This is a genomic window from Anabaena sp. FACHB-1391, assembly GCF_014696755.1.
Taxonomy (GTDB): Bacteria; Cyanobacteriota; Cyanobacteriia; order Cyanobacteriales; family Nostocaceae; genus Dolichospermum; species Dolichospermum planctonicum.
Window position 1 is genome coordinate 39,170 of sequence record NZ_JACJQS010000009.1, and the last position, 20,621, is coordinate 59,790.

At 35.8% G+C, this 20,621-nt stretch carries 23 protein-coding genes; 11 read left to right on the forward strand and 12 right to left on the reverse strand.

What is annotated here, in order from left to right; translation table 11 throughout:
* Positions 1–96: 96 nt before the first annotated feature.
* Positions 97–1,293: a tyrosine--tRNA ligase gene (tyrS, locus tag H6F62_RS06240; RefSeq protein ID WP_190371591.1), complete on the forward strand. Its 1,197-nt coding sequence runs from the start codon at positions 97–99 to the stop codon at positions 1,291–1,293.
* Between the two features lie 159 nt (positions 1,294–1,452).
* Entirely contained in the window at positions 1,453–2,073 is a 621-nt protein-coding gene (locus H6F62_RS06245; protein ID WP_190371592.1) for a Uma2 family endonuclease, read from the forward strand.
* An 82-nt stretch (positions 2,074–2,155) separates the two neighbouring features.
* On the opposite strand, the gene H6F62_RS06250 is transcribed toward H6F62_RS06245, so the two are convergent.
* Positions 2,156–3,523 carry an ATP-binding protein gene (locus H6F62_RS06250; RefSeq protein ID WP_190371593.1) on the reverse strand — a complete coding sequence of 456 codons (1,368 nt, stop codon included), beginning with the start codon at positions 3,521–3,523 and terminating at the stop codon, positions 2,156–2,158.
* A gap of 174 nt (positions 3,524–3,697) precedes the next feature.
* On the opposite strand from H6F62_RS06250, the gene H6F62_RS06255 reads away from it, so the two are divergent.
* A complete protein-coding gene (locus H6F62_RS06255) occupies positions 3,698–5,995 on the forward strand; it encodes an ATP-binding domain-containing protein (protein ID WP_190371594.1) in 2,298 nt (765 codons plus the stop codon).
* A gap of 58 nt (positions 5,996–6,053) precedes the next feature.
* On the opposite strand, the gene H6F62_RS21170 is transcribed toward H6F62_RS06255, so the two are convergent.
* The 6 genes from H6F62_RS21170 to H6F62_RS06280 all read right to left on the reverse strand — a co-directional run bounded on the left by H6F62_RS21170 (position 6,054) and on the right by H6F62_RS06280 (position 7,491).
* Positions 6,054–6,176, reverse strand: coding sequence for a hypothetical protein (locus tag H6F62_RS21170; protein ID WP_277878567.1), 123 nt, complete (start codon positions 6,174–6,176; stop codon positions 6,054–6,056).
* On the reverse strand, positions 6,173–6,433 hold the full coding sequence (locus H6F62_RS06260) for a hypothetical protein (RefSeq protein WP_190371595.1): 261 nt from the start codon (positions 6,431–6,433) through the stop codon (positions 6,173–6,175). Before H6F62_RS06260 ends, H6F62_RS21170 begins: the two co-directional genes overlap by 4 nt.
* 151 nt (positions 6,434–6,584) lie before the next feature.
* Complete coding sequence (locus H6F62_RS20860) at positions 6,585–6,809, reverse strand: hypothetical protein (protein WP_242025918.1); 225 nt, start codon at positions 6,807–6,809, stop codon at positions 6,585–6,587.
* Between the two features lie 174 nt (positions 6,810–6,983).
* The gene (locus tag H6F62_RS21175) at positions 6,984–7,109 is read right to left on the reverse strand and encodes a hypothetical protein (protein WP_190371596.1); all 126 of its coding nucleotides are present in this window, start codon (positions 7,107–7,109) and stop codon (positions 6,984–6,986) included.
* 14 nt (positions 7,110–7,123) lie between these two features.
* Complete coding sequence (locus H6F62_RS06275; RefSeq protein ID WP_190371597.1) at positions 7,124–7,297, reverse strand: hypothetical protein; 174 nt, start codon at positions 7,295–7,297, stop codon at positions 7,124–7,126.
* Positions 7,298–7,326: 29 nt separating this feature from the next.
* Positions 7,327–7,491 (reverse strand): type II toxin-antitoxin system HicB family antitoxin, encoded by a 165-nt coding sequence (locus tag H6F62_RS06280; protein WP_190371598.1) that lies wholly within the window; start codon positions 7,489–7,491, stop codon positions 7,327–7,329.
* 202 nt (positions 7,492–7,693) lie between these two features.
* On the opposite strand from H6F62_RS06280, the gene H6F62_RS06285 reads away from it, so the two are divergent.
* Positions 7,694–7,870, forward strand: coding sequence for a hypothetical protein (locus tag H6F62_RS06285; protein ID WP_199290893.1), 177 nt, complete (start codon positions 7,694–7,696; stop codon positions 7,868–7,870).
* Between the two features lie 157 nt (positions 7,871–8,027).
* Here H6F62_RS06285 and H6F62_RS06290 read toward each other — a convergent pair whose 3' ends face one another.
* Together H6F62_RS06290 and H6F62_RS06295 are read right to left on the reverse strand one after the other, a co-directional pair.
* Positions 8,028–8,261 carry a YgiT-type zinc finger protein gene (locus tag H6F62_RS06290; protein WP_028088778.1) on the reverse strand — a complete coding sequence of 78 codons (234 nt, stop codon included), beginning with the start codon at positions 8,259–8,261 and terminating at the stop codon, positions 8,028–8,030.
* Positions 8,261–8,572, reverse strand: a complete 312-nt coding sequence (locus H6F62_RS06295; RefSeq protein WP_137907675.1) for a DUF4258 domain-containing protein — start codon at positions 8,570–8,572, stop codon at positions 8,261–8,263. Before H6F62_RS06295 ends, H6F62_RS06290 begins: the two co-directional genes overlap by 1 nt.
* Positions 8,573–9,248: 676 nt before the next feature.
* Here H6F62_RS06295 and pyrF point away from each other — a divergent pair.
* Positions 9,249–9,989, forward strand: coding sequence for an orotidine-5'-phosphate decarboxylase (pyrF, locus tag H6F62_RS06300; protein WP_190371599.1), 741 nt, complete (start codon positions 9,249–9,251; stop codon positions 9,987–9,989).
* A 246-nt stretch (positions 9,990–10,235) separates the two neighbouring features.
* A complete protein-coding gene (locus H6F62_RS06305; protein ID WP_199306398.1) occupies positions 10,236–10,892 on the forward strand; it encodes a hypothetical protein in 657 nt (218 codons plus the stop codon).
* A 72-nt stretch (positions 10,893–10,964) separates the two neighbouring features.
* Here H6F62_RS06305 and hemJ read toward each other — a convergent pair whose 3' ends face one another.
* A complete protein-coding gene (hemJ, locus tag H6F62_RS06310) occupies positions 10,965–11,543 on the reverse strand; it encodes a protoporphyrinogen oxidase HemJ (RefSeq protein ID WP_190371600.1) in 579 nt (192 codons plus the stop codon).
* Between the two features lie 90 nt (positions 11,544–11,633).
* Entirely contained in the window at positions 11,634–12,227 is a 594-nt protein-coding gene (locus H6F62_RS06315; protein ID WP_137907672.1) for a thylakoid membrane photosystem I accumulation factor, read from the reverse strand.
* Positions 12,228–12,533: 306 nt separating this feature from the next.
* Between H6F62_RS06315 and H6F62_RS06320 the strand changes: the two genes are divergently transcribed.
* The 3 genes from H6F62_RS06320 to H6F62_RS06330 all read left to right on the forward strand — a co-directional run bounded on the left by H6F62_RS06320 (position 12,534) and on the right by H6F62_RS06330 (position 15,325).
* Positions 12,534–13,877 (forward strand): Mur ligase family protein, encoded by a 1,344-nt coding sequence (locus H6F62_RS06320; RefSeq protein ID WP_137907671.1) that lies wholly within the window; start codon positions 12,534–12,536, stop codon positions 13,875–13,877.
* Between the two features lie 61 nt (positions 13,878–13,938).
* Positions 13,939–14,208, forward strand: coding sequence for a hypothetical protein (locus tag H6F62_RS06325; RefSeq protein WP_137907670.1), 270 nt, complete (start codon positions 13,939–13,941; stop codon positions 14,206–14,208).
* 130 nt (positions 14,209–14,338) lie between these two features.
* Positions 14,339–15,325, forward strand: coding sequence for a zinc ABC transporter substrate-binding protein (locus H6F62_RS06330; protein WP_190371601.1), 987 nt, complete (start codon positions 14,339–14,341; stop codon positions 15,323–15,325).
* Positions 15,326–15,409: 84 nt separating this feature from the next.
* Here the strand turns inward: H6F62_RS06330 and H6F62_RS06335 are convergent, their stop codons facing one another.
* The gene (locus H6F62_RS06335) at positions 15,410–17,323 is read right to left on the reverse strand and encodes a DNA polymerase III subunit gamma/tau (protein ID WP_190371602.1); all 1,914 of its coding nucleotides are present in this window, start codon (positions 17,321–17,323) and stop codon (positions 15,410–15,412) included.
* A gap of 152 nt (positions 17,324–17,475) precedes the next feature.
* On the opposite strand from H6F62_RS06335, the gene H6F62_RS06340 reads away from it, so the two are divergent.
* A complete protein-coding gene (locus H6F62_RS06340; RefSeq protein WP_190371603.1) occupies positions 17,476–18,135 on the forward strand; it encodes a hypothetical protein in 660 nt (219 codons plus the stop codon).
* 295 nt (positions 18,136–18,430) lie between these two features.
* Positions 18,431–20,584 carry a tetratricopeptide repeat protein gene (locus H6F62_RS20865; protein ID WP_347238699.1) on the forward strand — a complete coding sequence of 718 codons (2,154 nt, stop codon included), beginning with the start codon at positions 18,431–18,433 and terminating at the stop codon, positions 20,582–20,584.
* Positions 20,585–20,621 lie beyond the last annotated feature (37 nt).

A 20,621-nucleotide genomic window follows, 5' to 3' on the forward strand; every position in this document is an offset into this window, starting at 1 on the left:
TAATTTTTTGTAATTATAGTAATCTGACAGAACAGAGACGGGATGACAACCCTAACTTTTACAGTCGAAAGTATATTTAATGGCGAATTTCTTAGTATGACGCAAAATTTCTCTTGGTTGCATCGTGGTGTGGCAGAAATTTTTCCTCAACCCCATCGAAATGATCATGACACGGAAAGTCTGGAAAAGCGGTTACTTAATTCTGACCGTCCTTTAAGAATTAAACTAGGTATTGACCCTACGGGGGCAGATATTCATCTTGGTCATAGTATCCCTGTACGGAAATTGCGGGCTTTTCAAGATGCTGGTCATACGGCGGTACTGATTATTGGAGATTTTACGGCGCGAATTGGTGATCCTACTGGTAAATCTGAGGTGCGTCGTCAGCTTACGGAAGCTGATGTGACACGAAACGCTCAAACTTACCTTGACCAAGTACGTCCTATTTTAGATTTTGATACCCCTGGTCGGTTGGAGGTACGTTATAACTCTCAATGGCTTTCCCAGATGGATTTAGGAAAAACTTTAGAGCTACTTTCCACAATGACTGTAGGACAAATGTTAGCTAAGGAAGGTTTTTCAGAACGTTATCAACAAGAAAGTCCCATTTTTCTCCATGAATTCCTGTATCCACTAATGCAAGGTTATGATTCCGTGGCTGTGGAGGCTGATGTGGAATTGGGGGGGACTGATCAAAAATTTAACATCGCTGTCGGGCGAGATCTACAACGTCATTTTGGCTTAAAACCGCAGTTTGGACTGTTATTACCAATTTTAATTGGTACTGATGGTGTACAAAAAATGTCTAAGTCTTTAAGTAATTATGTCGGTTTGGGTGAACATCCTTCACAAAAGTATCAAAAACTTCAAGGTGTACCAGATAATTTACTCCCACAGTATTTTGAATTGCTGACAGATCTACCTTTAGATAGTTTGCCACAAAACCCACGCGATCGCCAGGAGTATTTAGCCTGGGAAGTGGTGCGTCAATATCACGGTGAAGCGGCAGCTAATGAGGCTAGAGAGGCTGCTAAAACTGGTGGAAGGGAAGGAACATTACCGGAGTATTCTGTGGCTGCTATTCCTCAATTTCCTACCAAATTGGCCTTTATTTTGGGTGCTACTGGTTTATGTAAAAGTACCGCCGAAGGTAAAAGGAAAATTCAGGAGGGTGGAGTGAGGATAGATGGTGATAAGATTACTGATGCGGATTTAAGTTTTTCTCAGCCTGATGATTTATATAATAAAGTGTTACAGGTGGGTAAGAAGAATTTTGTACGGTTAGTAAAGTAGGGGCGAACGGCCGTTCGCCCCTACAGCTGTTTGCCCGTACAGAGTTGTAGGGTGCGTCAGATATGGAAAATCTATTTATTTGCAGGATTTATACAGTAGCAAAGCACCCTACCAATCTGCCAGTTATAATGTTGTCATTATCAATAATTCTTAAAAGTCATGATTCAAACCTTAACTAAAATTGTTACATTCGAGGAATTTGTTAACTGGCTTCCTGACAATTCCGATGTACGTTATGAATTACATCGTGGAGAAATTGTTAAAATAGCCCAACCAGTGGGAGATCATGAAGAAGTTAAAGGGTTTTTAGGTGTGGAAATTCCCTTTGAAATTAAACGCATGGGATTATCTTATGTGATACCTAATCAAGTTATAGTTAGACCAGAAGGTAAAGATTCTGGTTATTTTCCCGATTTGTTGGTTTTAAATCGTGGGAATTTAGCTAATGAACAATTATGGAAAAAACAATCAGTTATTAGTAATGGGGCTTCCATACCGTTAATCATCGAAATTGTTTCCACTAATTGGCGTGATGATTACCATTTAAAGTATGCTGATTATGAGGAAATGGGTATTGCTGAATATTGGATTATAGATTATGCAGCTTTAGGAGGACGTAATTTTATTGGTAATCCTAAACAACCTACTATTTCTGTTTGTAATTTGGTAGATGAAGAATATCAAATCAGCAGATTTAGAGATGATGAACGGGTTATTTCTCAAACTTTTCCTGAATTAAATTTAACTGCAAATCAGATTTTAAAAGCTGGTATGATGTAGGTTTAAATCAAATAAATCAAAATATTTGCAGATTTATTCCCCAAACATTACCTAAACTGCTACTGCTATAAATTAATTTTGACTAATTTTGACAAAAATTTCTGACATATTCCCTGAAAATAGGAGATAAATCAAACAATATGTTATCCCCTGTAATTTTCTGAATTAAATACCTTTTTTGTAGAGATTCTAACCCATTAATAAAATTAGTAGAAGATAATTCTAAGGTAATTTTTAGATATTCTCTAGATACGGGTTGATTACATTTACTCAATGCTAAAATAATTTGTTGTTCAATGGGTGATATATTGTTAAATATTTGGCTAAATAAAGATTGCATTTCTTGAGTAATTACTAATTCATTTTCTGCTAAAAATTCACTAACTTTACCATTAAAAATCTTTTTAATTGAGATGGTAATAGTTTTTAGAAACAATGGATGACCTGTATATAATATCATTAAATTTAACCAAGTATCTTCATCTTTTAATCCGGTATTTTTGAGAATATCTATATTTTCTAGTCCTGATAGTTCTAAAGACTTAATAGGATATAATTCTTCATCTAAAGATTCCATTTCTGGACATTGTTCTTGACTGATTAAGATTAGATGACTTTGATGTTGGGTTTCTGTAATCATTTTGAATAAGGTTTGATAGTCTTGATATTCTGGTTGATATTTTCCCGCAAATTGATGAGGAGTAAAGATATTTTGTACATCATCAAGAATAATTAAGCATTTTTTATTTGTGAGAATATCAAATAATTGTTTTAATTTATCATTTATAGTTGCTTTGGGTTCTTGTTGACAAGTATTTAATAAGTCGTTAATTAGTAAATTTAGGGATTTGGGAAATTTTAAACTTCTCCAAATAATAACTTCAAACTTTTGTTGATGTAAGTCTATAAATCTTTTAACGAGGGTGGTTTTACCAATACCGGATAATCCTAAGATTGAGATTAAATTAGTAGTTTGGTTTAATATCCAATGGTTAAGCGTTTGTAGTTCAGTTTCTCTATTATGAAATTTGATGATTTGGGGTGCTAGGGTTAAGTCGTGATGAGATAATTTAGATTGAGTATTTATATTAGTTTCTTGAGTTTCTTTATTAGGATGATTTAAGGTTTGTGGATAATAAAAATAATTGTTAGTACCATTTATATTATAAATATTAGAATTTTCAAATGATTTAATATATCCCCTTTCTAATGTAGAACGGAAATTAGTTTTTTTAATATCTTCATTTAATGCTTGAGATAAAAGTTGCCATAATTCAGCACCTATATCTCCGACATGATTTTTAGTAACATTACATTCTTGTGCAATATCATCATAGGTTCGTCTTTCCCATGTTCCCTGAACTACAGCAGCTTGAACATCATCTAAATGCTTGCCAGTTTTTTCAAAGACTATCTTATCAACAAATGTAACAACTTCGTTTATATTCATACAAGCTATACATTGTAAAGGTTGTAACCATTATAGATGAATATTATTCAATTTTTTCCGATCTTTTCCTATTTTTTGCTTAGTATTTTGTAATAAAACAACCGTATAAATCCGTATCTACAAGAATTAAAACTATAGTATAAAGAATTAATCTACACATAAACAACAAATACAATGACTACAAAAGCTAGAGGAAATTTACCACGCTTTATTACTACAGAAGCTATTGCACCAAATAATGATGCTGGTTATCAAAAAGTTTGGGATGCAGTCAGAGCAGCATTTTCTTCTAGTCGTGAGTCTAGTATTGGGTATTGGCGTTATCCTCTTTTTCTGCAAGTTGGCGATCGCCGCAAAGAACCAGATATACTTATTGTTGATCAACAGTGGGGCATAATAGTAATAGAAGTTTGTCCGGTAAACATTGAACAGATTACATCAGTTAATAATAATCAGATTCAGTTTTCAGATAATGTTTTGCAAAGTAATTATTCTCTAGAAAATATTTCTCAATATGTTCAAGTATTGCGTCAATATTGTGATCAAGAGCCTATTAAAACTCCAGAATCAGATATTCAACAAAAAATCATTGGACGTACTTTAATTGCTTTTCCCAATATTAGTACAAAACAATGGGAAGAAAAAGGATGGACGGGAACAGAAGAGGGTACACCATTTATATTTAATAATCAACTGGGTGAAGTTGGCTTGAAAAACCGTATAGAAAAAGCTCAGGCGGCGATTACAGGCGAATCATTAAATGATAGTCAATACGAATCTCTTCTAAGTGTCATAAGTGGAACATCTATTCTGCGTAAGCCTTTGGAAAAAATTGAATCTGCTGATAATCAAAGTCGTTACAATATCTTAGCAGAAGCACAAAAACTGATGTATGAATGGGATGCTGAACAGGAATGGATTGGTAAATCTATTCCACCAGGACCACAACGAGTAAGAGGAATTGCTGGTTCAGGAAAAACTGTTCTTTTTAGTCAAAAAGCAGTAATTATGCACCTGAAACATCCTGAATGGAAAGTAGCTTTTGTTTTCTTTACTCGTAGTTTATATGACCAAATTGAAGCGTTATTTAAGTTATGGATAAGTCATTTTACCAATGGAGAAATTAAATATCAGAATTTACCTAATTCCAATTTAAGAGTTCTTCATGCTTGGGGTGCAAGAGATAGAGATGGTTTATATGGAGAAATTTGTAGAATCGAAAGGGTAACAAAGTTAAATCCAGGTGATACAGGAGAAAAAGTTCCTAATAATGGATTAGCCTATGGTTGTCGAAACTTTTTGCAGCAAAAGCCAAAATTTAAACCTATTTTTGATGCTTTAATTATTGATGAAGGTCAGGATTTAATGACTGAGGATGATCTTAAATTTACAGCAGAGGATGGTGAGGAGAAACAGCCAATTTATTGGTTAGCCTATCAATCATTAAAATCTGTTAGTGAGGATCAACCTGAGCAAAAACGTCTGATTTGGGCTTATGATGAAGCGCAAACTCTACATTCTACAGGAGCAGTTGCACCCGAGGGATCACAAGTATTTGGTAATAACATTACTACGGGCTTAGGTTATATTGGTGGAGCTTTTTATCTAGGCGGTATTCGTAAAGCTTATGATATGAGACGTTGCTACCGCACTCCTGGAGAAATTTTAACTGCTGCTTATGCTCTTGGTTTAGGTTTGTTACAATCAGAATTTTTTACAAAATCAAAATCTCAACGTATGAGAAGAAGATATTTATATTTTATTGGTTTTGAAGTGTTAGAAGGGGATTTCAGAAAAGTTAATACTCCCATAACTATTACCAGACCTCCAGAAAATTCACCTAATCCTGTTTCTAGTCTTTCTAATCATCCAGTTATTAAATTTGAAACATACAATTCTCGACAAGATGAACTTTTGGCATTAGTAGAAAAAATTAAATCTAATTTACACAATGATAAATTACAGCCTCATAAAAACATTTTAGTGATTGCATTAGGTTATACCACTCCCCCTTCTTATGATGGTAACAAATTAGAAAGACAAGTTGCTAATTTCTTAATGGAGCATGGAATTGATATTTATATTCCTAGCGCATTAGAATTAAATGATACTAATCCTAAATGGCCTAATAATAACCCTGATTTATTCTGGTATGATGGTGGTGTAACTATTTCCCGAATTGATCGAACTAAGGGAAATGAAGCAGATATGGTTTATCTAGTGGGGTTAGATAACATTGCTAAAAACGAAAGCGATACAAAACTACAAAATCAATTACGAAATCAATTATTTGTCGCTTTAACTCGCTCTCGTGGCTGGGTGGATATTAGCGGTATTGGTGATTATCCTTTCTATGAAGAGGTAAATAAAGTAATTGCACAAGGTAATACTTTTACTTTTACTATTAAAGGAGTGACACCATCTCAAGATGCTAATGATGATTTCACTGAAGAAGATGAACAAAATCTTTAATTGTTAACAAGTAGGTTGGGTTGAGGTAACGAAACCCAACATTGATATCAAATTTTCATCAGCGATAGATCACCCCCAAATAAGCAACATCTTCTAAATCAGTATTTTCTAATTTCCGACGAATAATCAAATCTTCATTCAGATATTTAATACATACATTTGTATCTAACAAATATTTCATGATAATTTAAACTCCTCTAAGTCATCAAAAACACCTTCAGAATCTATAGTTAAAGGAGTATCTTTTAAACATCCTGATGTTTCCTCAAAAAAATTAGCTGGCCAACCTTTTCCTTTGGGTTTATTTTCCTGTTGAAAATCATTACTAGGTTTTAAAATAATAGTAATAGTTAAATCAACATTAACAATATTTACAGGAATATCTAAATGTAATATTCCATCTTCACCAACATGAGAACTTAAAGTTATTGTTTCCATAGCATTTAATTACATGGAGTGATTTTTACTAAGATATATCTAATTATACATCAGATATTTAAAAATTGCCAAATTGAACATACTAGTTGTAGATGATATAGCCTTTCCCAGCAAGTAGGTTGGGTTGAGGAAACGAAACCCAACATTGATATCAAATTTTGACAACATGATCAATACTTGTAACTTGATTCTTAAACTGTTCCCACAACTGAAAAAATAAATCAAAAGCTAATTTTTCATCCTCTACTTGAGACAAAATAATACTTTCCCAACCTTCAGCAGAATTAATTTGATATTTCCCTTGTATCCATTTCTGAAATTGAGCAAATTGTTTTTCCTGTTGTGTTAGTTGTAAACCTAACTCACCTCTGGACATACTATACCCCATTAATAACATTTTTAACCGAGTTATAGATACTTTTCATAAATACATTCCTGGGCGTTGTTTAATTTTGGTTAATAAGTCATAGAGATATTCTTGACTATTTTTATTACCATTAGTTGTAGTTACATCTAGCATAATCTTCTCCTCAATTCTCCTGAATATTTATTAAAAGTTTTCTTCAGTAACTATTAATTCTTGTCCTAAATGAATCTTACCAAAAAATTGAAAATTACCTAACCATTCTACTTTTGCTATTCCTTGAGGATGATGATTGTCAAAAACAATTTCCATCCCATCTATTATAACTATAATTCCTTAATTTCCATAACAGAGGTATCATCAGAATCAGAATCAGATTCAGTTTCATCTGGTACAAGGATAATGACTCTGACTTGTTTAAGTGCATGAATTTCTAAAGGTTTATCTAATAATAATTGACCTTTTTCATCAAATTTTCCCATGACTTCAAAAGCTTTCATTGTTTGACCTCAAATAGATAAGAATACAATTATAGCTGAATATAATCCACTGACAAATATCCTGCAATTGCTTCATACAAATTATGTAAAAGTTCTTCAAAAGAGTCTCCTTGAGTAGCACAACCAGGAAGAGAAGGAACTTCTCCCCAATATCCACCTTCTTCTGCTTCATGTACGATAATTTTTAGTTTCATGATGTTACCTTTACTTGATTTTAAGATAATTACAATATTATATCATATTATTACTGACTTATCAGGTTACAATTTATTTGATAATTTTTGATAATTTTTGCTAAACTAAACAAAAATAGTTGTAAAATTATAAGTAATATTATACCAACAAACAAATATGCAACAATTAATCATTCAAATTGCTGATAAAGAAAAAGCATAAATGCTATTAAAAATTATTTCTGCTTTAGATTTTGTGAACTCTGTAGAAGTCATAGAAGATAACACCAATATATCTGATGATGAGCAAGATTTTTTCTCCTTTGCAGGGATATGGGAATATAGAAATATTACTACTGATTCCATTCGTCAAGAAGCATGGAGACAAGAAATAAAATGATTTTATGTGATACAAATATTCTCATAGAATTTTATAAAAACAATTCTCAGGTTATTTCTGAGCTTCGTGATATTAGACTAAATCAATTGTAGGTTGGGTTGAGGTAACGAAACCCAACATTTCTAAACCTGACAACCTGACTCACTCAAGCTATCAATTAAGCAGAAAAAGCAAAAACATCAATCTCAATTTTTCTCTGGGATTTTTGATTACTATTCAACATTAAACGAATATTTTCAGCAGTTTCACTACTAAATGTTACTTCCCCACAACGAGAACAAACTTTAGCGGGAATACCCTCAACTAACATTAGTTTACCTTCGATTTCAAAAGTTTCATTAACTAATTCTTCAGTAAATTTATCTGAACCACAAATATGACAACTTAGCATTATAACCTCCTTTGGGAATAATTAATCCATTCTGTTTGCTCAGGCTCATATAAAGTAATAATAGTTAACATATCAGATTCTCGTCTTGATACCTGTAAATGTAAAGGACGATTATTAATTGTCAATCCTAAAATTAAACAGCTAGGAGAGTATTTATCATCAGGATAATCTTCAATAATAATTGCATTATCTCCTGTTTCCATTATTTCCGAGCGACTGATATTTCTTTCAACTAAACGTTTTAATCCGTGACGAGTAAATTCAAAATTTCCTGACTGAAGTTGTTCACGAATTTCATCTATAGATTTCATTAGTTATGGTGTGATCTCCTACAAGATGATAAAATTGATTCATTGATTCCAATGCAGATGAAGAATATAAATAATATTATTATACGATAAATTAGCAAATATTTTTGCTAATCGCAATATCATAAACTGTCTATTTTGTCAACCCACCCCTGACTTTGCTTTACAAAAGTACATCAAGGTATTTCTAAATTTGTCCCAAAAATTCTCTATCACTCCTGAATATTTTCCCTGTCCTCACTTTCCCTATTTCTCAAATACCTGTAAATAAAGGATTTCCAGATTCTACTTCCTGCAATTTTAGAAAATTGATATACTACGCCTAGATTTTGAAATTTTACCAAATCGCTGAAACTATTGCAAGATCGTTGATAAATAGAAATTATTCTCAATAAAATATTAAGAAAATATAAATATGAAGTTCTGTTAATTTTTCGATGATATTAATATTTAAACTATTTTCCAATTATCTATAATTTAAACTTATAAATTAAGGAAATAACAGGGTTAAGAGTAAAATTTTTGTTGTACTCTATTACACAGTATTTATAGGTTATTAAACACTTATAGGCTTTATTTAAGTAAGTCTAATTGTTGAACTACTCAAAAGTAGTCATATTAAACATCGCTATTGAAGTATAATAAATTAGATAATATGTAATAAGTAATAACCAGAATTATGAATGATGAAAAAATTATTGTACCTTTAGATGTACCAGATTTAGATAGCGCGATCGCTCTAATTAATAAACTTCCTCAAGTCACTTTCTGGAAAGTTGGTTTGGAGTTGTTTACCAGCACAGGTCCAAAAATTCTCGATATCCTCAAATCTCGTCAAAAACGTATTTTCCTCGACTTGAAATTTCACGATATCCCCAACACTGTCGCTGGTGCTTGTCGCGCTGCTGCTGGTTATGGGGTGGATTTATTGACAATTCACGCAACTTGTGGTAGTGATGCTCTCAAAGCGGCTGCGGAAGCTGTGGAAATTGGAGCGGAAAAGGCCGGAACAAAACCTCCGCAATTAATCGCTATTACGTTGTTAACCAGTATTTCCCCACGACAATTGGCGTTTGATTTGAAAATTCCCCTGGAATTACCAGAATTTGCTCTGGAAATGGCACTTTTAGCTGAAAAGTCAGGGTTGAATGGAGCGGTTTGTTCTCCCCAGGAGGTGCAACAATTAAGAGAAACTTGTAAAAATGACTTTTTGCTCGTTTGTCCAGGGGTGCGGCCTACTTGGTCTGATAAAGGCGATCAAAAGCGATCGCTCACTCCTTCCCAAGCTATCACAGCGGGTGCAGATTATCTCGTTATCGGTCGTCCTATTACTGCGGCTGCTGAACCTGAGTTAGCCTGGAATCTGATTGTTGAGGAGTTAAAAACTTTTCCCACTAAAAACCAAAGGACTCCCAACTAAAGAAAACTTTAGTTATCAAGATAGTTCTTCCTTATCAACCCCATGATAACAAATTCAAAATCAATTGTCAACCCCCTTGATAGTATTTTTTGGGCTTTTCTTGGGAGTGGGAATTATTCGATAAGTTATGGAGGTACAAAATCATCTGCGTTTATCTGCGTTTATCTGCGTTTCCTTCCTAATTGCTGTACCTGTGAGGATGGGAAATGCTATTATTTACAATTTATATGATGACAAAAACGAGCAATGCTAAACCTTGACTGGAGTTTAGAAGTTGAAGAGGAAAAAAGAACAAGGAAGAACGAAATCAATTTCTCTCCTGGTTTTTGGCGCTTATATTTAATAGCCTGTAATTTATGGTTATTTATTGCTCCTGGATTTTATTATCCTCTAATTGCGAAAACTATTACTCCTAAATCTGTAAATCCCCAAGTTACTAACTCCTGTTCTCAACAAAGTTTAGAAACTTTAACAACTCAATTAATGTTAGATTTACCTGGTTATGCTAACCGTGTCGCTCAACGTGCGCGTCGTCTGAAAAGGAGTGTTGATACTTTTTCCTATATATTGGCTGCGGGTAAACCAGAGTTTGAATCTTTACCATTAAATCCTGGTATTGATCATGGGGATAACTATAACACGGAAGGAGTAGAACAGGTTTTCTTTACAACCTTAGAGAGAAAATATCTTAATAAGAAACCTGTAGAATTACAAGAATTTCACAGGCTATTTTTGACAAAAACTAACACTGGTTGGAGTGTGGTTATGATGTTTTCTCAAACCAGTGAGTATCCAGTTAAACCTCCTATCGCACCACCCAGAAATAGTAGTTATGGTGCGATCGCTCAAGGTGTTAAACTATGGTTACGGGATTGTCAAGCTGGAACTGTTCGATTACAGTAAGTAGTTACAGCCATTTTCAGGTAAATCGTTTTTTGTTTCCCACCCAGGCGCAAATCAATATACTATATACTATTACCCTTGGGGAACTTGATTTAATTCTGCTGTTAGCTTCTCTTTATTGCGTCTACGGATTTTAGCGTAAAGTTGAATACTCACAGCCATGAACACTACTAAACCGAAAATTAGCCAAGCTGTCATGTCGGTGGGTAAGTTATTCTTGAATATAGCCAACATGACAATTACAACTAGTAAAAGCGTTGGTGCTTCATTCAAAGCGCGTAAACTTTGACCACTCCATTTACATTCATCCGCTGCTAACTGCTTCATGAGTCTACCACAATAATGATGATAGCCAATTAAAACAGCTACAAACGCTAATTTGAAATGTAGCCAGGGTTCTTGTAAAATATCCATGTTTGTAGATAAGATACCAATAGCCATCGCTACTGTTACTAACATTCCAGGGGTAGTTATAATATCATAAAGACGCTTTTCCATGATTTGATACTGGTTTTTCAGTATCGTTTTTGCTGGTTCTGGTTCTTGGTTGGCTTCAACGTGGTAGATAAATAACCGAACTAGGTAAAATAACCCCGCGAACCAAACCACAAAGCCAATAATATGAAATGCTTTAAACCAAGAATAAGCCATAATATCGTAACCTGCCTTAATCGCCTTACAAATGACCTTAATACCAGGTTAAGGTAATTCTAGTCGAGAATGGCGATACATTAAGAACTATTATTGATCTTCTAACTGACTACTAAACTGTTTAGCAGAACGTGGTTTTAACTCGACTGACTCAGTGCGAGGTAATAAATCAAATATTTCTCTAAATTTGTCATCTATTTCTTCAAAAGGTACTTGACCTTTTTTGTTCAAGACTACTTTACCCGACTGGTCAAAAACTACAACTTGAGGAACACCCCCTGAATAATAATATCCTGGTTCTGTCGGTTGATAGGTCTTGTCAGCTAAAATGGTATCAACACTGATAGGAATAATCTCCGCTGCGCGTCCATAGAATGCTTGTACCTCGGAAACAACTTGGGCATATTTCTTGCAATCGCTACTATCATCAATGTAAAATGTGACTAGGGCTGGTTTGTGTTCTGCTAATGTCTGTGCTAGTGTTTCTTTGGCAGGAACTAAAGAACCATTACCAGCATAAATTACAAAAATATTACCATCATAACGATCATCTTTAATACCTGCCATTGCGGGCTGTATACTAATTATGAATAGCAAAGGAAGCAGCAATAAGCATTTAGATATTAACCGTCTCCAGTTGGTGATTATTTGAGTTTGTAAAAAAAGCCACTTTATTATATTCATTCACAGAAACCTTGTATTTGTCAGTTGTCAGTTGTCAGTTGTCAGTTGTCAGTTGTCAGTGGTCATTGAAAAAAATCATCTTTTCTTGTTTCCCTATTTCCCGTCTCCTTGTCTCCTTTTGATGCTATCTTCTCTATAATAATCCTATTTGATTTTTTTAATGAACCACACCAGACACAGAGATCATGGAGGAAGAGAAAATAAAGATGTTATGTCTACGGATACACATACTCATTCAAAATCGTTATAGTTAGTTAAATTTACAGTTTCAAATGCTTTTGACAATGATCACGTTATTAATAAATCATGACTGTGGGTAAAAAAATAAAATTTATCAGTAGAATTACCTTAGGTTTTGCGGTATCAATAGCCAAAAGCGTGACGTTTTTGGTCAGGTCACTGCGTCTTGGTGCTGCTAGTGTTTTACCAGGTGCTATTGCGCGACGTATAGAACCCCGAATTTTGCAATTATTGAGTCAGCAAGTTAAACACGGGGTAATTATTATTGCGGGAACAAATGGAAAAACTACTACTGCTTTGCTGTTATGCACCATTTTACAACGAAAGGGGTTTCGTATTGCCCATAATTCTACAGGCGCGAATCTGGAAAATGGTTTAGCAACTGCTTTGATAGACAATGCTAATCTGTTGGGAAAGTTAAATATAGATTATGCAATTTTAGAAGTTGATGAAAATATAGTTCCCAAGGTTTTGAAACCGCTACAACCTCGAATTATTCTCTGTTTAAATCTGTTCCGCGACCAATTAGATAGATATGGAGAAGTAGATAGTATTAGTAAGCGGTGGACCAAGGTAATTTCGACTTTACCAGAAACAACCGTAGTTATTCCCAATGCTGATGATCCAACTTTATCATATTTGGGTCAACAGTTACCACAAAGAGTCTTATTCTTTGGTTTAAATGAACCAGAAAATTATTTAGAAGCTATTCCTCACGCTGTTGATTCTATCTATTGTCCTAGATGCGGCCATGCTCTAGACTATCAAGGGGTTTATTTATCCCACTTGGGAGATTTTACTTGTCCTAGTTGTGGTTTTACTAAAGGTCAACCCGCATTATTAAGTCGCAACTGGCCACAAATTCTTGTCGGTTTGTACAATAAATATAATACTTTGGCCGCAGTTACAGCAGCAAAAGAATTAGGAATTGATGATGTTATTATCAGAGATACAATTAACGATTTTCAAGCCGCTTTTGGTCGCGCTGAAGATTTAGTTATTGACGGTAAACGAGTACGGATTCTATTATCTAAAAATCCCGTAGGTACAAACGAAACTATTCGCGTCGTTACTCAAAGTACCGATAAAACTACTTTATTGGTCTTGAATGACAGAACCCCCGATGGTACTGATGTATCATGGATTTGGGACGTGGATACGGAAAAGTTGGTAGCACGGGGAGGAACATTGATTGTGAGTGGCGATCGCGTGTATGATATGGCCTTACGTTTGCGTTATAGTCAAGAATCTGTGGAGAGTAATATTAACCTGATTGTAGAGTCAGATTTGCACAAAGCGATCGCAACTGCTCTAAAGCATACACCAACAAATGAAACTTTACACATTCTCCCCACCTATTCGGCCATGTTAGAAGTAAGAGAAATATTAACTGGTAAGAAAATCCTCTGATAATTGACAATTGACAATTGACTAATTATGCTGTACTAACAGCAGTGTTTATCTGTGAATTATGAAAATAGTCAAACTGATTTTACTTGCTTTTCCCGCATTTTTAGCATCTCTGCTATTACTAGTCAACCCAGCACAGGCTTCCTTGAAAGCTACACCTGCTGCAAATACAATTGCGTTATTATCTAATCAAGCGAATCTTGATTTAACAATACCGCAAATAAATAAGATTACACATTATGTGATAGAAAAAACTGGTTGTAGTTGCGCTAATTGCGTTCAGACTAATTTAGATAAGTTACAAGGTAAATTGCCTATGATTGGGGCTTAATTAAGTTAGACTAATTAATAAAGATACAGATTTGCTGTGTCTTTATTAATTAATTGATATGATAATCAAACTCTGAAAAAGTAAGTTTAAATTCTGGAACTTTGCAGATATTTATAAGCGACAATAAATTATGTTAGGAAAAAAAATATCTACCCATTTTACCCATTTATTAAAAACCACCATTTTCGGTTTAATCTTAGGATTATTTGGCTGTGGAAATAGAAATATTAGTACAATATATAATCAAAGAAATTCGACTATTATTAACAGTAACTTACCCATAGTAGTAGCAACTAATAGCGTAATTTGTGATTTAACAAAACAAGTTGCTGGGAATACAATTAACCTGATATGTTTAATCCCTCCTGGTATGAACCCCTTAACCTATAAACCCATACCGGAAGATAGTCGAGTTATTGAAAGTGCTGATTTGGTTTTATATCATGGTTACAATTTTGAACCAGGTTTAATGAAAATCATTAAATCTACTACAAATACAAACTCTTATCCAAAAATTGCTGTTGCTGAAAGTGCTGTCAAAAATCCAATCAAAATTAAACTTATAGAACCCCATATTTGGCATAATCCTAATAATACCATAAAAATGGTAGAGATTATTAATAATAATTTAATTAAATTAGCACCAAATAATAAAAATATCTATAGTAAAAATACTAAAAAAGTCATCCAAGAAATGAATCAAATTGATAATTGGATTAAAAAAAGACTAGATACTATTCCTGCTAAAAATCGCAAGTTAATCACATCCAACACAGCAATGATTTATTACGTCAAGGCTTATAATATTCCATATTCAGTAAATTTAGCTAAGATCAAAAATATCGAAAAGCTGACATATACAGAAGTCGAAAATTTCGCTATGGATATTCAAAAAGCTAACGTACCAATAATTTTTGCAGATACAACAACTAACTCTAATTTACTTGAATCTCTAGCCACAGCAGCCAATGTTAAGGTTTTTCAAAGACCACTTTATATTCATGGACTAGGTGCAGCGGGGACTGACGGAGACACCTATCAGAAAATGATGGACGCTAATACAAGAATAATTGTGGAAGGACTGGGAGGAACATATTTAAAATTTGAACCTGATTAAAAAGGAAAAATCATCATGACTGAATATCAAAAGCTCGAATAAAGCGGACAGGAAACAGGACGTGATTATCCCCTGCTGCATTTCTCAAGTATATTCATCATCAACATAAGATTCATATATTTCATGGGTTTCCGTAGAAGTAACGGAATTAGCTAAATGGAAGCTATCATCTGTCACACGGATGATTTCTCCAGAAAAGAATTTGGCTAAACTTTCCGCAGCTTTGAGTACACCATCGTGATCCCAATTTGATGGTGGTGGTTGCACTTTTGTAGGAGAAGAAATAGCTTGTGTTGGTGCTGTGTTAGTGACAACTGGCTGAGTTTTGACAGGTGCGGGAGGTGGTGTGGATACTGTAGATACTGGCTGTGGTGTGGGTGGGAGGGATGTAGGTTGGGGTGGTTGTTGGGGTGGTTGTTGGGGTGGTTGTTGAACGGGAGGAGAATTTTGCCCCGGTGGATTTCTTCTCGTTGATATCACATTTGCGCCATTAGCTTTTTCTAGAGTGACTTGTATTTCCTGCTGAAAGGCTTGTCTAAATGCTGTAGTAATCACAGGTACATAAGATTTCACTTTGTCATACCAAACTGCTTTTACCCCTACACGGGCCATAGAACCGTTAAACTCAATTAAATGGCACATTTGCCCTAGTAGTGCCTGGGTGGGTAGCTGTTGAATATGTCCACGCACTTGTTGCCAAAGTTGTGTTAAGTCGTATTGTGAATCTTCTCTAATTGGCTCTACTGGTGCTGGTACGGATAAAGGTTCTGGGACTGGTGGTGGGAAATTAACAGGTGAATTGTGATTTGTGGGCGGATATGCCGGTGCAGGGGCGACGGGAGGGTAAACTGGGGTTACAGGAGTTGTATTAACTCGCTGGGAAATATTTGCCGTTTGGATTTGAATATTGGCACTGGGTAATAATCCCAGTAATGTTACTTCTAACCATAATCGGGGTTGAGTGGTGTTTTTTAGTTGTACTTCTGCCGTTCTCAGGTGTTGTTGTCCCAGTAGGATGGTACTGGTGTCAAATTTTTGGGCAAAGTTGACTAATGATGTCCAAGTTGACTGGGTACAGGTAACTAAATCTTGACGACTGGGGGCGGTTTTCGCTATCAGGAAATCCCGGTAAAAAGCGGCGAGATTTTGGAGAATTATTAGGGGTTCTCTACCTCTATCTAGGATTTTTCTGGTAAAGTCTAATACTATCTCTGCCTGATCTTGACTAATAGCCTCTAATAGTCCCAGTAAGTCTTTTTCACTGACTGAACCCACCAAATCCCAAACTTTATCCGGTGTCACTTCTCCATTGACTAAAGCTAATTGATCTAGTAAACTTTCTGCATCTCTTAATCCCCCTTGGGCAATTTGTCCTACCAATGTCAAAGATTCATGGGAAATATTAATATTTTCTTGGGAGGCAATGTGAGTTAGATGTTTTACCATAGACTCTAGTTGAATCCGCTTGAAATCAAACCTTTGACAACGAGAAATAATTGTTGGTAATACCCTTTGTGGGTCAGTTGTTGCCAGAACAAAAACGACGTGCTTAGGTGGTTCTTCTAGGGTTTTAAGTAATGCGTTGAAGGCTGCGGTACTTAACATATGGCATTCATCAATGACATAAACTTTATACCGACACTGCATGGGAGCAAATTGCGCCCTTTCAATCAGTTCCCGAATATTATCAACACCAGTATTACTAGCAGCGTCAATTTCAATCACATCTGTAGAATAGCCTTTAGTAATTCCCTGACAAATTTCGCAAACCCCGCAGGGTTGGGGTGTGGGTTGGTTACCTTGCAGACAATTGAGAGATTTAGCCAAAATTCTCGCACTAGAAGTTTTTCCTGTACCTCTGGGGCCAGTGAACAAATAAGCAGGGGCGATTTTTGCTGAAAGAATAGCATTAGTTAGGGTAGTAGCGATCGCTTCCTGACCCACCAGTTCAGCAAAACTTTTTGGCCGATACTTATGGTGCAGCGGTTCGTAAGACATGGAGACAGGTTTAAATCCGTATATCCCAGGTAAATTAAGGGTTTCACCATTCTAACAACTTATGGCATTTTCCCCTTCCCTTGACCCTAGGAAAAGACTTTTAGTGCAAACCTGGGTACTAACTATCGTTAAAATTTGAAGAAGCAACATCAATGGTGCCGCAGATGCTCAAGCAACTACTTCAATGGATCAAAAAACTTTTCCGGTGCTTGTTTGCTGGTAAACAAAATCTCACCTCCGCTGGAGAACAAGTTCCAAAATCAGTAGCACCACCCCTGAGTGATACAGATTTAGAATTTCTATTTACAGAACTTTTAGAAGGAGTCCATCAAGTTAAGGGACAAACCTGGGCGCAAAAATGGCTAGATAATCTTGAGGATCGTGTCAGCACGGATCGCTGGTTAGAATGGTTAAATCGGTTTGGGGAAAGATTATTAGCATCTTCTAGACCTCATAATGAATTAGCAGCTAGATTAGTTCAACTCGGTGAATTGAGAGTTGGGGAAATCAGTAATCTGTCCTACGATATAGGTATGAAAATCTTAACAAACAATCCGGGAGAGCCAATTTGGGAATATGATGGACCAGATATAGTACAAAATAATCCCTCAATACCAACCAAAACGGAGGAAGAACTAACGACAGAAGAATACAAAACTGTTACCCTAGATGAGTTACTCATGATGTTGCAAGATGATGAAAACCTATGTCAGCAACTTGCCCAACAACTAGGGATGGAAACAGATAATCCAGAAGAAATTATTGACGCCTTGGTTAATCAGTATCATGAAGCTAATAAATCTTCTGTATAATCAGGATTAGTCATGGTCAGAGTTTTTGACTCCATCTCCTGGTCACTAACCTCAATGACTAAGTTTGATTTGTTCACTGTAGCTATAAATAATTTTACGTAATTAAATCCCAATTTTGGAGTTGATTCCGTAATTAATGATTTTCTAGACACGACGATAGCTACAATTTAGGAGAAGCAAAAATTCAATAAATTGGCAGATGTTAAGGTGGCTATTGCAGAGGCTTAACGAATTTTTACAGTACATCTTTGACAGTCTGGGGATCATCAATTCCCAGACCAGTCAAGGTAATCTGGTGGCACAGCAGCCACCAGAACTTACGAATGCGGATCTAGAGTTTTTATTTAACGAACTGTTGGAAGGAGTACATCAAGCGCGAGGGGAACGGTGGGCGCTGAAGTATTTGCAGCGCATGGAACCAAGAATTACTGTTGACCGTTGGCTAGATTGGCTGTTGACTTATGGTGACAAATTACTATCTTCTCCAGCGCCTAATCATGAGTTAGCCCAACGGATGGTACAACTGGGTGAGTTGGGTATTGGTGAGGTTGGCAACCTGTCCCATGATATTGGGATTCAGCTATTGTGGCGCAACATGAACCAAGACCAGGAGCGCGGTCAAGAACCACAGGACTTAGACATCCCTATACCCACTCAAGAGGAGCTAGATATTCCTGGTCAAGAATTACTTCGTCAAGGTGAAGAATTATGGGCATATCAGGATGTGGATACTATTACTGACCAATCAGTATCCCAACTGATTGAGGACTTATTGACAAATTCTTCTCCAGGGACAACTGGTAAGTCTTTGTCTAAAAATACTGCCAAAGAAAAGACTAAGACGGTAAGTGGCTCTCACGGTGACGACTATACAATTCACAAACTTCCTGAAAATGTTGAGGAAGTATTTGCAGATCCGTTAGCTCCCCTCAAGGAAAGCTTGATAGCGATACAACCTCAGTTAGCATCCACTTTAGATGAGTTGATGGTACGGTTGGAGCAAAGCACTAATCTCGTTGAGCAGTTAGCTTCAGATTTGGCAATTCGTGATGGTCAGATCGTTGGGCAACCAAGATCAGAAATATTTGTTCCTAATCAGGCGGAAACTTTATTTTCTCAAGGTCTCCAGCAAGCTAAATCGGGGAATTTATTAGCCGCTTTGGCTTTATATCAATGCGCTAGTCAACTACAACCTCAAGTTTATGAATATTGGTGGCATCAGGGGTTAGTTCTCTTTCATTTACAGCGATTTACTGAGGCGATCGCCGCTTATGACCAAACACTGGCACTCAAACCAGATTTATACAAGGTTTGGTACAGTCGAGGCTGTATTCTCTGCGAATTGGGAGAGTTTGATCCGGCTATCGCTGCTTTCGATCAAGCAATCTCTATTCAGCCAGATTACCAAGAAGCTTGGTCTAACAGGGGTTTAGCATTACTCAAATTAGGTTTAATCTCGGAAGCAATTACTAGTTATGATCAAGCTATCAAGCTACAACCTGAGGACGCGGAGGCTTGGTACTACCGAGGGATAGCTTTAGCTGTGATTCAACAAGACGTAGAAGCAATTGCTAGTTATGATCAAGCCCTGAATCTACGACCGGACTATCATGAGGCCTGGATTGATCGGGGTATAGTCCTATTTAATTTAAAAAGATATGCGGAAGCAATTGCTAGTTATGATCAAGCCCTCTCTATTCAACCCGAATTTTATTTGGCTTGGTATAATCGGGGTGTGTCCTTTGAAAACTTAGGTAATCGTCAAGAGGCGATCGCTTCCTATCAAAAAGCCATAGCTATTAAACCTGATTTTCACCCCGCTTGGTATAACCAAGCTGTAGCCCTATTTTACTTAGAACGTTTCGCCCAAGCTATTTCCTGTTATGACAATGCTTTACAAATTAAAATGGACTATTGGGAAGCTTGGCTCGGTCGTGGTGTAGCTGCGGCTAATCTCAACTCTTACCAATCATCATTGATTGTAGTTAGTAACATTTCTAAGTCTAATCCCGCTCTTAACTTAGGTGGCTATGAGGGCAAGTTAGCAAGTTATCAAGAGGGTTTGAAGCATCTTCGTCCAGATACTCACCCGGAAGGCTGGGCAAGATTACATATAGCTATCGCTAATACTTACTACGAGCAAGGAAAAAAAGATCTCGCACTTCGTGATTATTGGCATGATGCTATATCTGAATACCAACTGGCACTATCCACTCTCTCACCAGAAGATTTTCCAGAATTGTACCTAGAAATTTTGCAATCTCTGATCAAGGTGTTTGTCTGTTTGGAAGAAACAGCCACTGCACAGGAGTTACAAAAATGGGGAATTGAATTATTACAACAATTACTCTCTCACCCCACTCGTTCTGATGACAGCAAAAAACAATTAATAATAAAATTTCCAGATTTTGAACAATTAGCAGTTGATTTGAGTCATAATGAGTCATAAATAGATAGACAAAACTTGGTAGAAGCTTGAGAAATCG

Bases quoted from the DNA above. Each gene is read 5' to 3' on its own strand.
- hemJ (WP_190371600.1), bottom strand. From the start codon at position 11,543: ATGGCTTATTCTTGGTTTAAAGCATTTCATATTATTGGCTTTGTGGTT.
- H6F62_RS06280 (WP_190371598.1), bottom strand. From the start codon at position 7,491: ATGAAACTAAAAATTATCGTACATGAAGCAGAAGAAGGTGGATATTGG.
- tyrS (WP_190371591.1), top strand. From the start codon at position 97: ATGACGCAAAATTTCTCTTGGTTGCATCGTGGTGTGGCAGAAATTTTT.
- H6F62_RS06335 (WP_190371602.1), bottom strand. From the start codon at position 17,323: ATGTCTTACGAACCGCTGCACCATAAGTATCGGCCAAAAAGTTTTGCT.
- H6F62_RS06305 (WP_199306398.1), top strand. From the start codon at position 10,236: ATGCTAAACCTTGACTGGAGTTTAGAAGTTGAAGAGGAAAAAAGAACA.
- H6F62_RS06325 (WP_137907670.1), top strand. From the start codon at position 13,939: ATGAAAATAGTCAAACTGATTTTACTTGCTTTTCCCGCATTTTTAGCA.
- H6F62_RS06245 (WP_190371592.1), top strand. From the start codon at position 1,453: ATGATTCAAACCTTAACTAAAATTGTTACATTCGAGGAATTTGTTAAC.
- H6F62_RS21175 (WP_190371596.1), bottom strand. From the start codon at position 7,109: ATGGAAATTGTTTTTGACAATCATCATCCTCAAGGAATAGCAAAAGTA.
- H6F62_RS06275 (WP_190371597.1), bottom strand. From the start codon at position 7,297: ATGAAAGCTTTTGAAGTCATGGGAAAATTTGATGAAAAAGGTCAATTA.
- H6F62_RS06255 (WP_190371594.1), top strand. From the start codon at position 3,698: ATGACTACAAAAGCTAGAGGAAATTTACCACGCTTTATTACTACAGAA.
- H6F62_RS21170 (WP_277878567.1), bottom strand. From the start codon at position 6,176: ATGAAATATTTGTTAGATACAAATGTATGTATTAAATATCTGAATGAA.
- H6F62_RS06285 (WP_199290893.1), top strand. From the start codon at position 7,694: ATGCTATTAAAAATTATTTCTGCTTTAGATTTTGTGAACTCTGTAGAA.
- H6F62_RS06295 (WP_137907675.1), bottom strand. From the start codon at position 8,572: ATGAAATCTATAGATGAAATTCGTGAACAACTTCAGTCAGGAAATTTT.
- H6F62_RS06320 (WP_137907671.1), top strand. From the start codon at position 12,534: ATGACTGTGGGTAAAAAAATAAAATTTATCAGTAGAATTACCTTAGGT.
- H6F62_RS06290 (WP_028088778.1), bottom strand. From the start codon at position 8,261: ATGCTAAGTTGTCATATTTGTGGTTCAGATAAATTTACTGAAGAATTA.
- H6F62_RS06260 (WP_190371595.1), bottom strand. From the start codon at position 6,433: ATGGAAACAATAACTTTAAGTTCTCATGTTGGTGAAGATGGAATATTA.
- H6F62_RS06315 (WP_137907672.1), bottom strand. From the start codon at position 12,227: ATGAATATAATAAAGTGGCTTTTTTTACAAACTCAAATAATCACCAAC.
- H6F62_RS06340 (WP_190371603.1), top strand. From the start codon at position 17,476: ATGGTGCCGCAGATGCTCAAGCAACTACTTCAATGGATCAAAAAACTT.
- H6F62_RS20860 (WP_242025918.1), bottom strand. From the start codon at position 6,809: ATGTCCAGAGGTGAGTTAGGTTTACAACTAACACAACAGGAAAAACAA.
- pyrF (WP_190371599.1), top strand. From the start codon at position 9,249: ATGAATGATGAAAAAATTATTGTACCTTTAGATGTACCAGATTTAGAT.
- H6F62_RS06330 (WP_190371601.1), top strand. From the start codon at position 14,339: ATGTTAGGAAAAAAAATATCTACCCATTTTACCCATTTATTAAAAACC.
- H6F62_RS06250 (WP_190371593.1), bottom strand. From the start codon at position 3,523: ATGAATATAAACGAAGTTGTTACATTTGTTGATAAGATAGTCTTTGAA.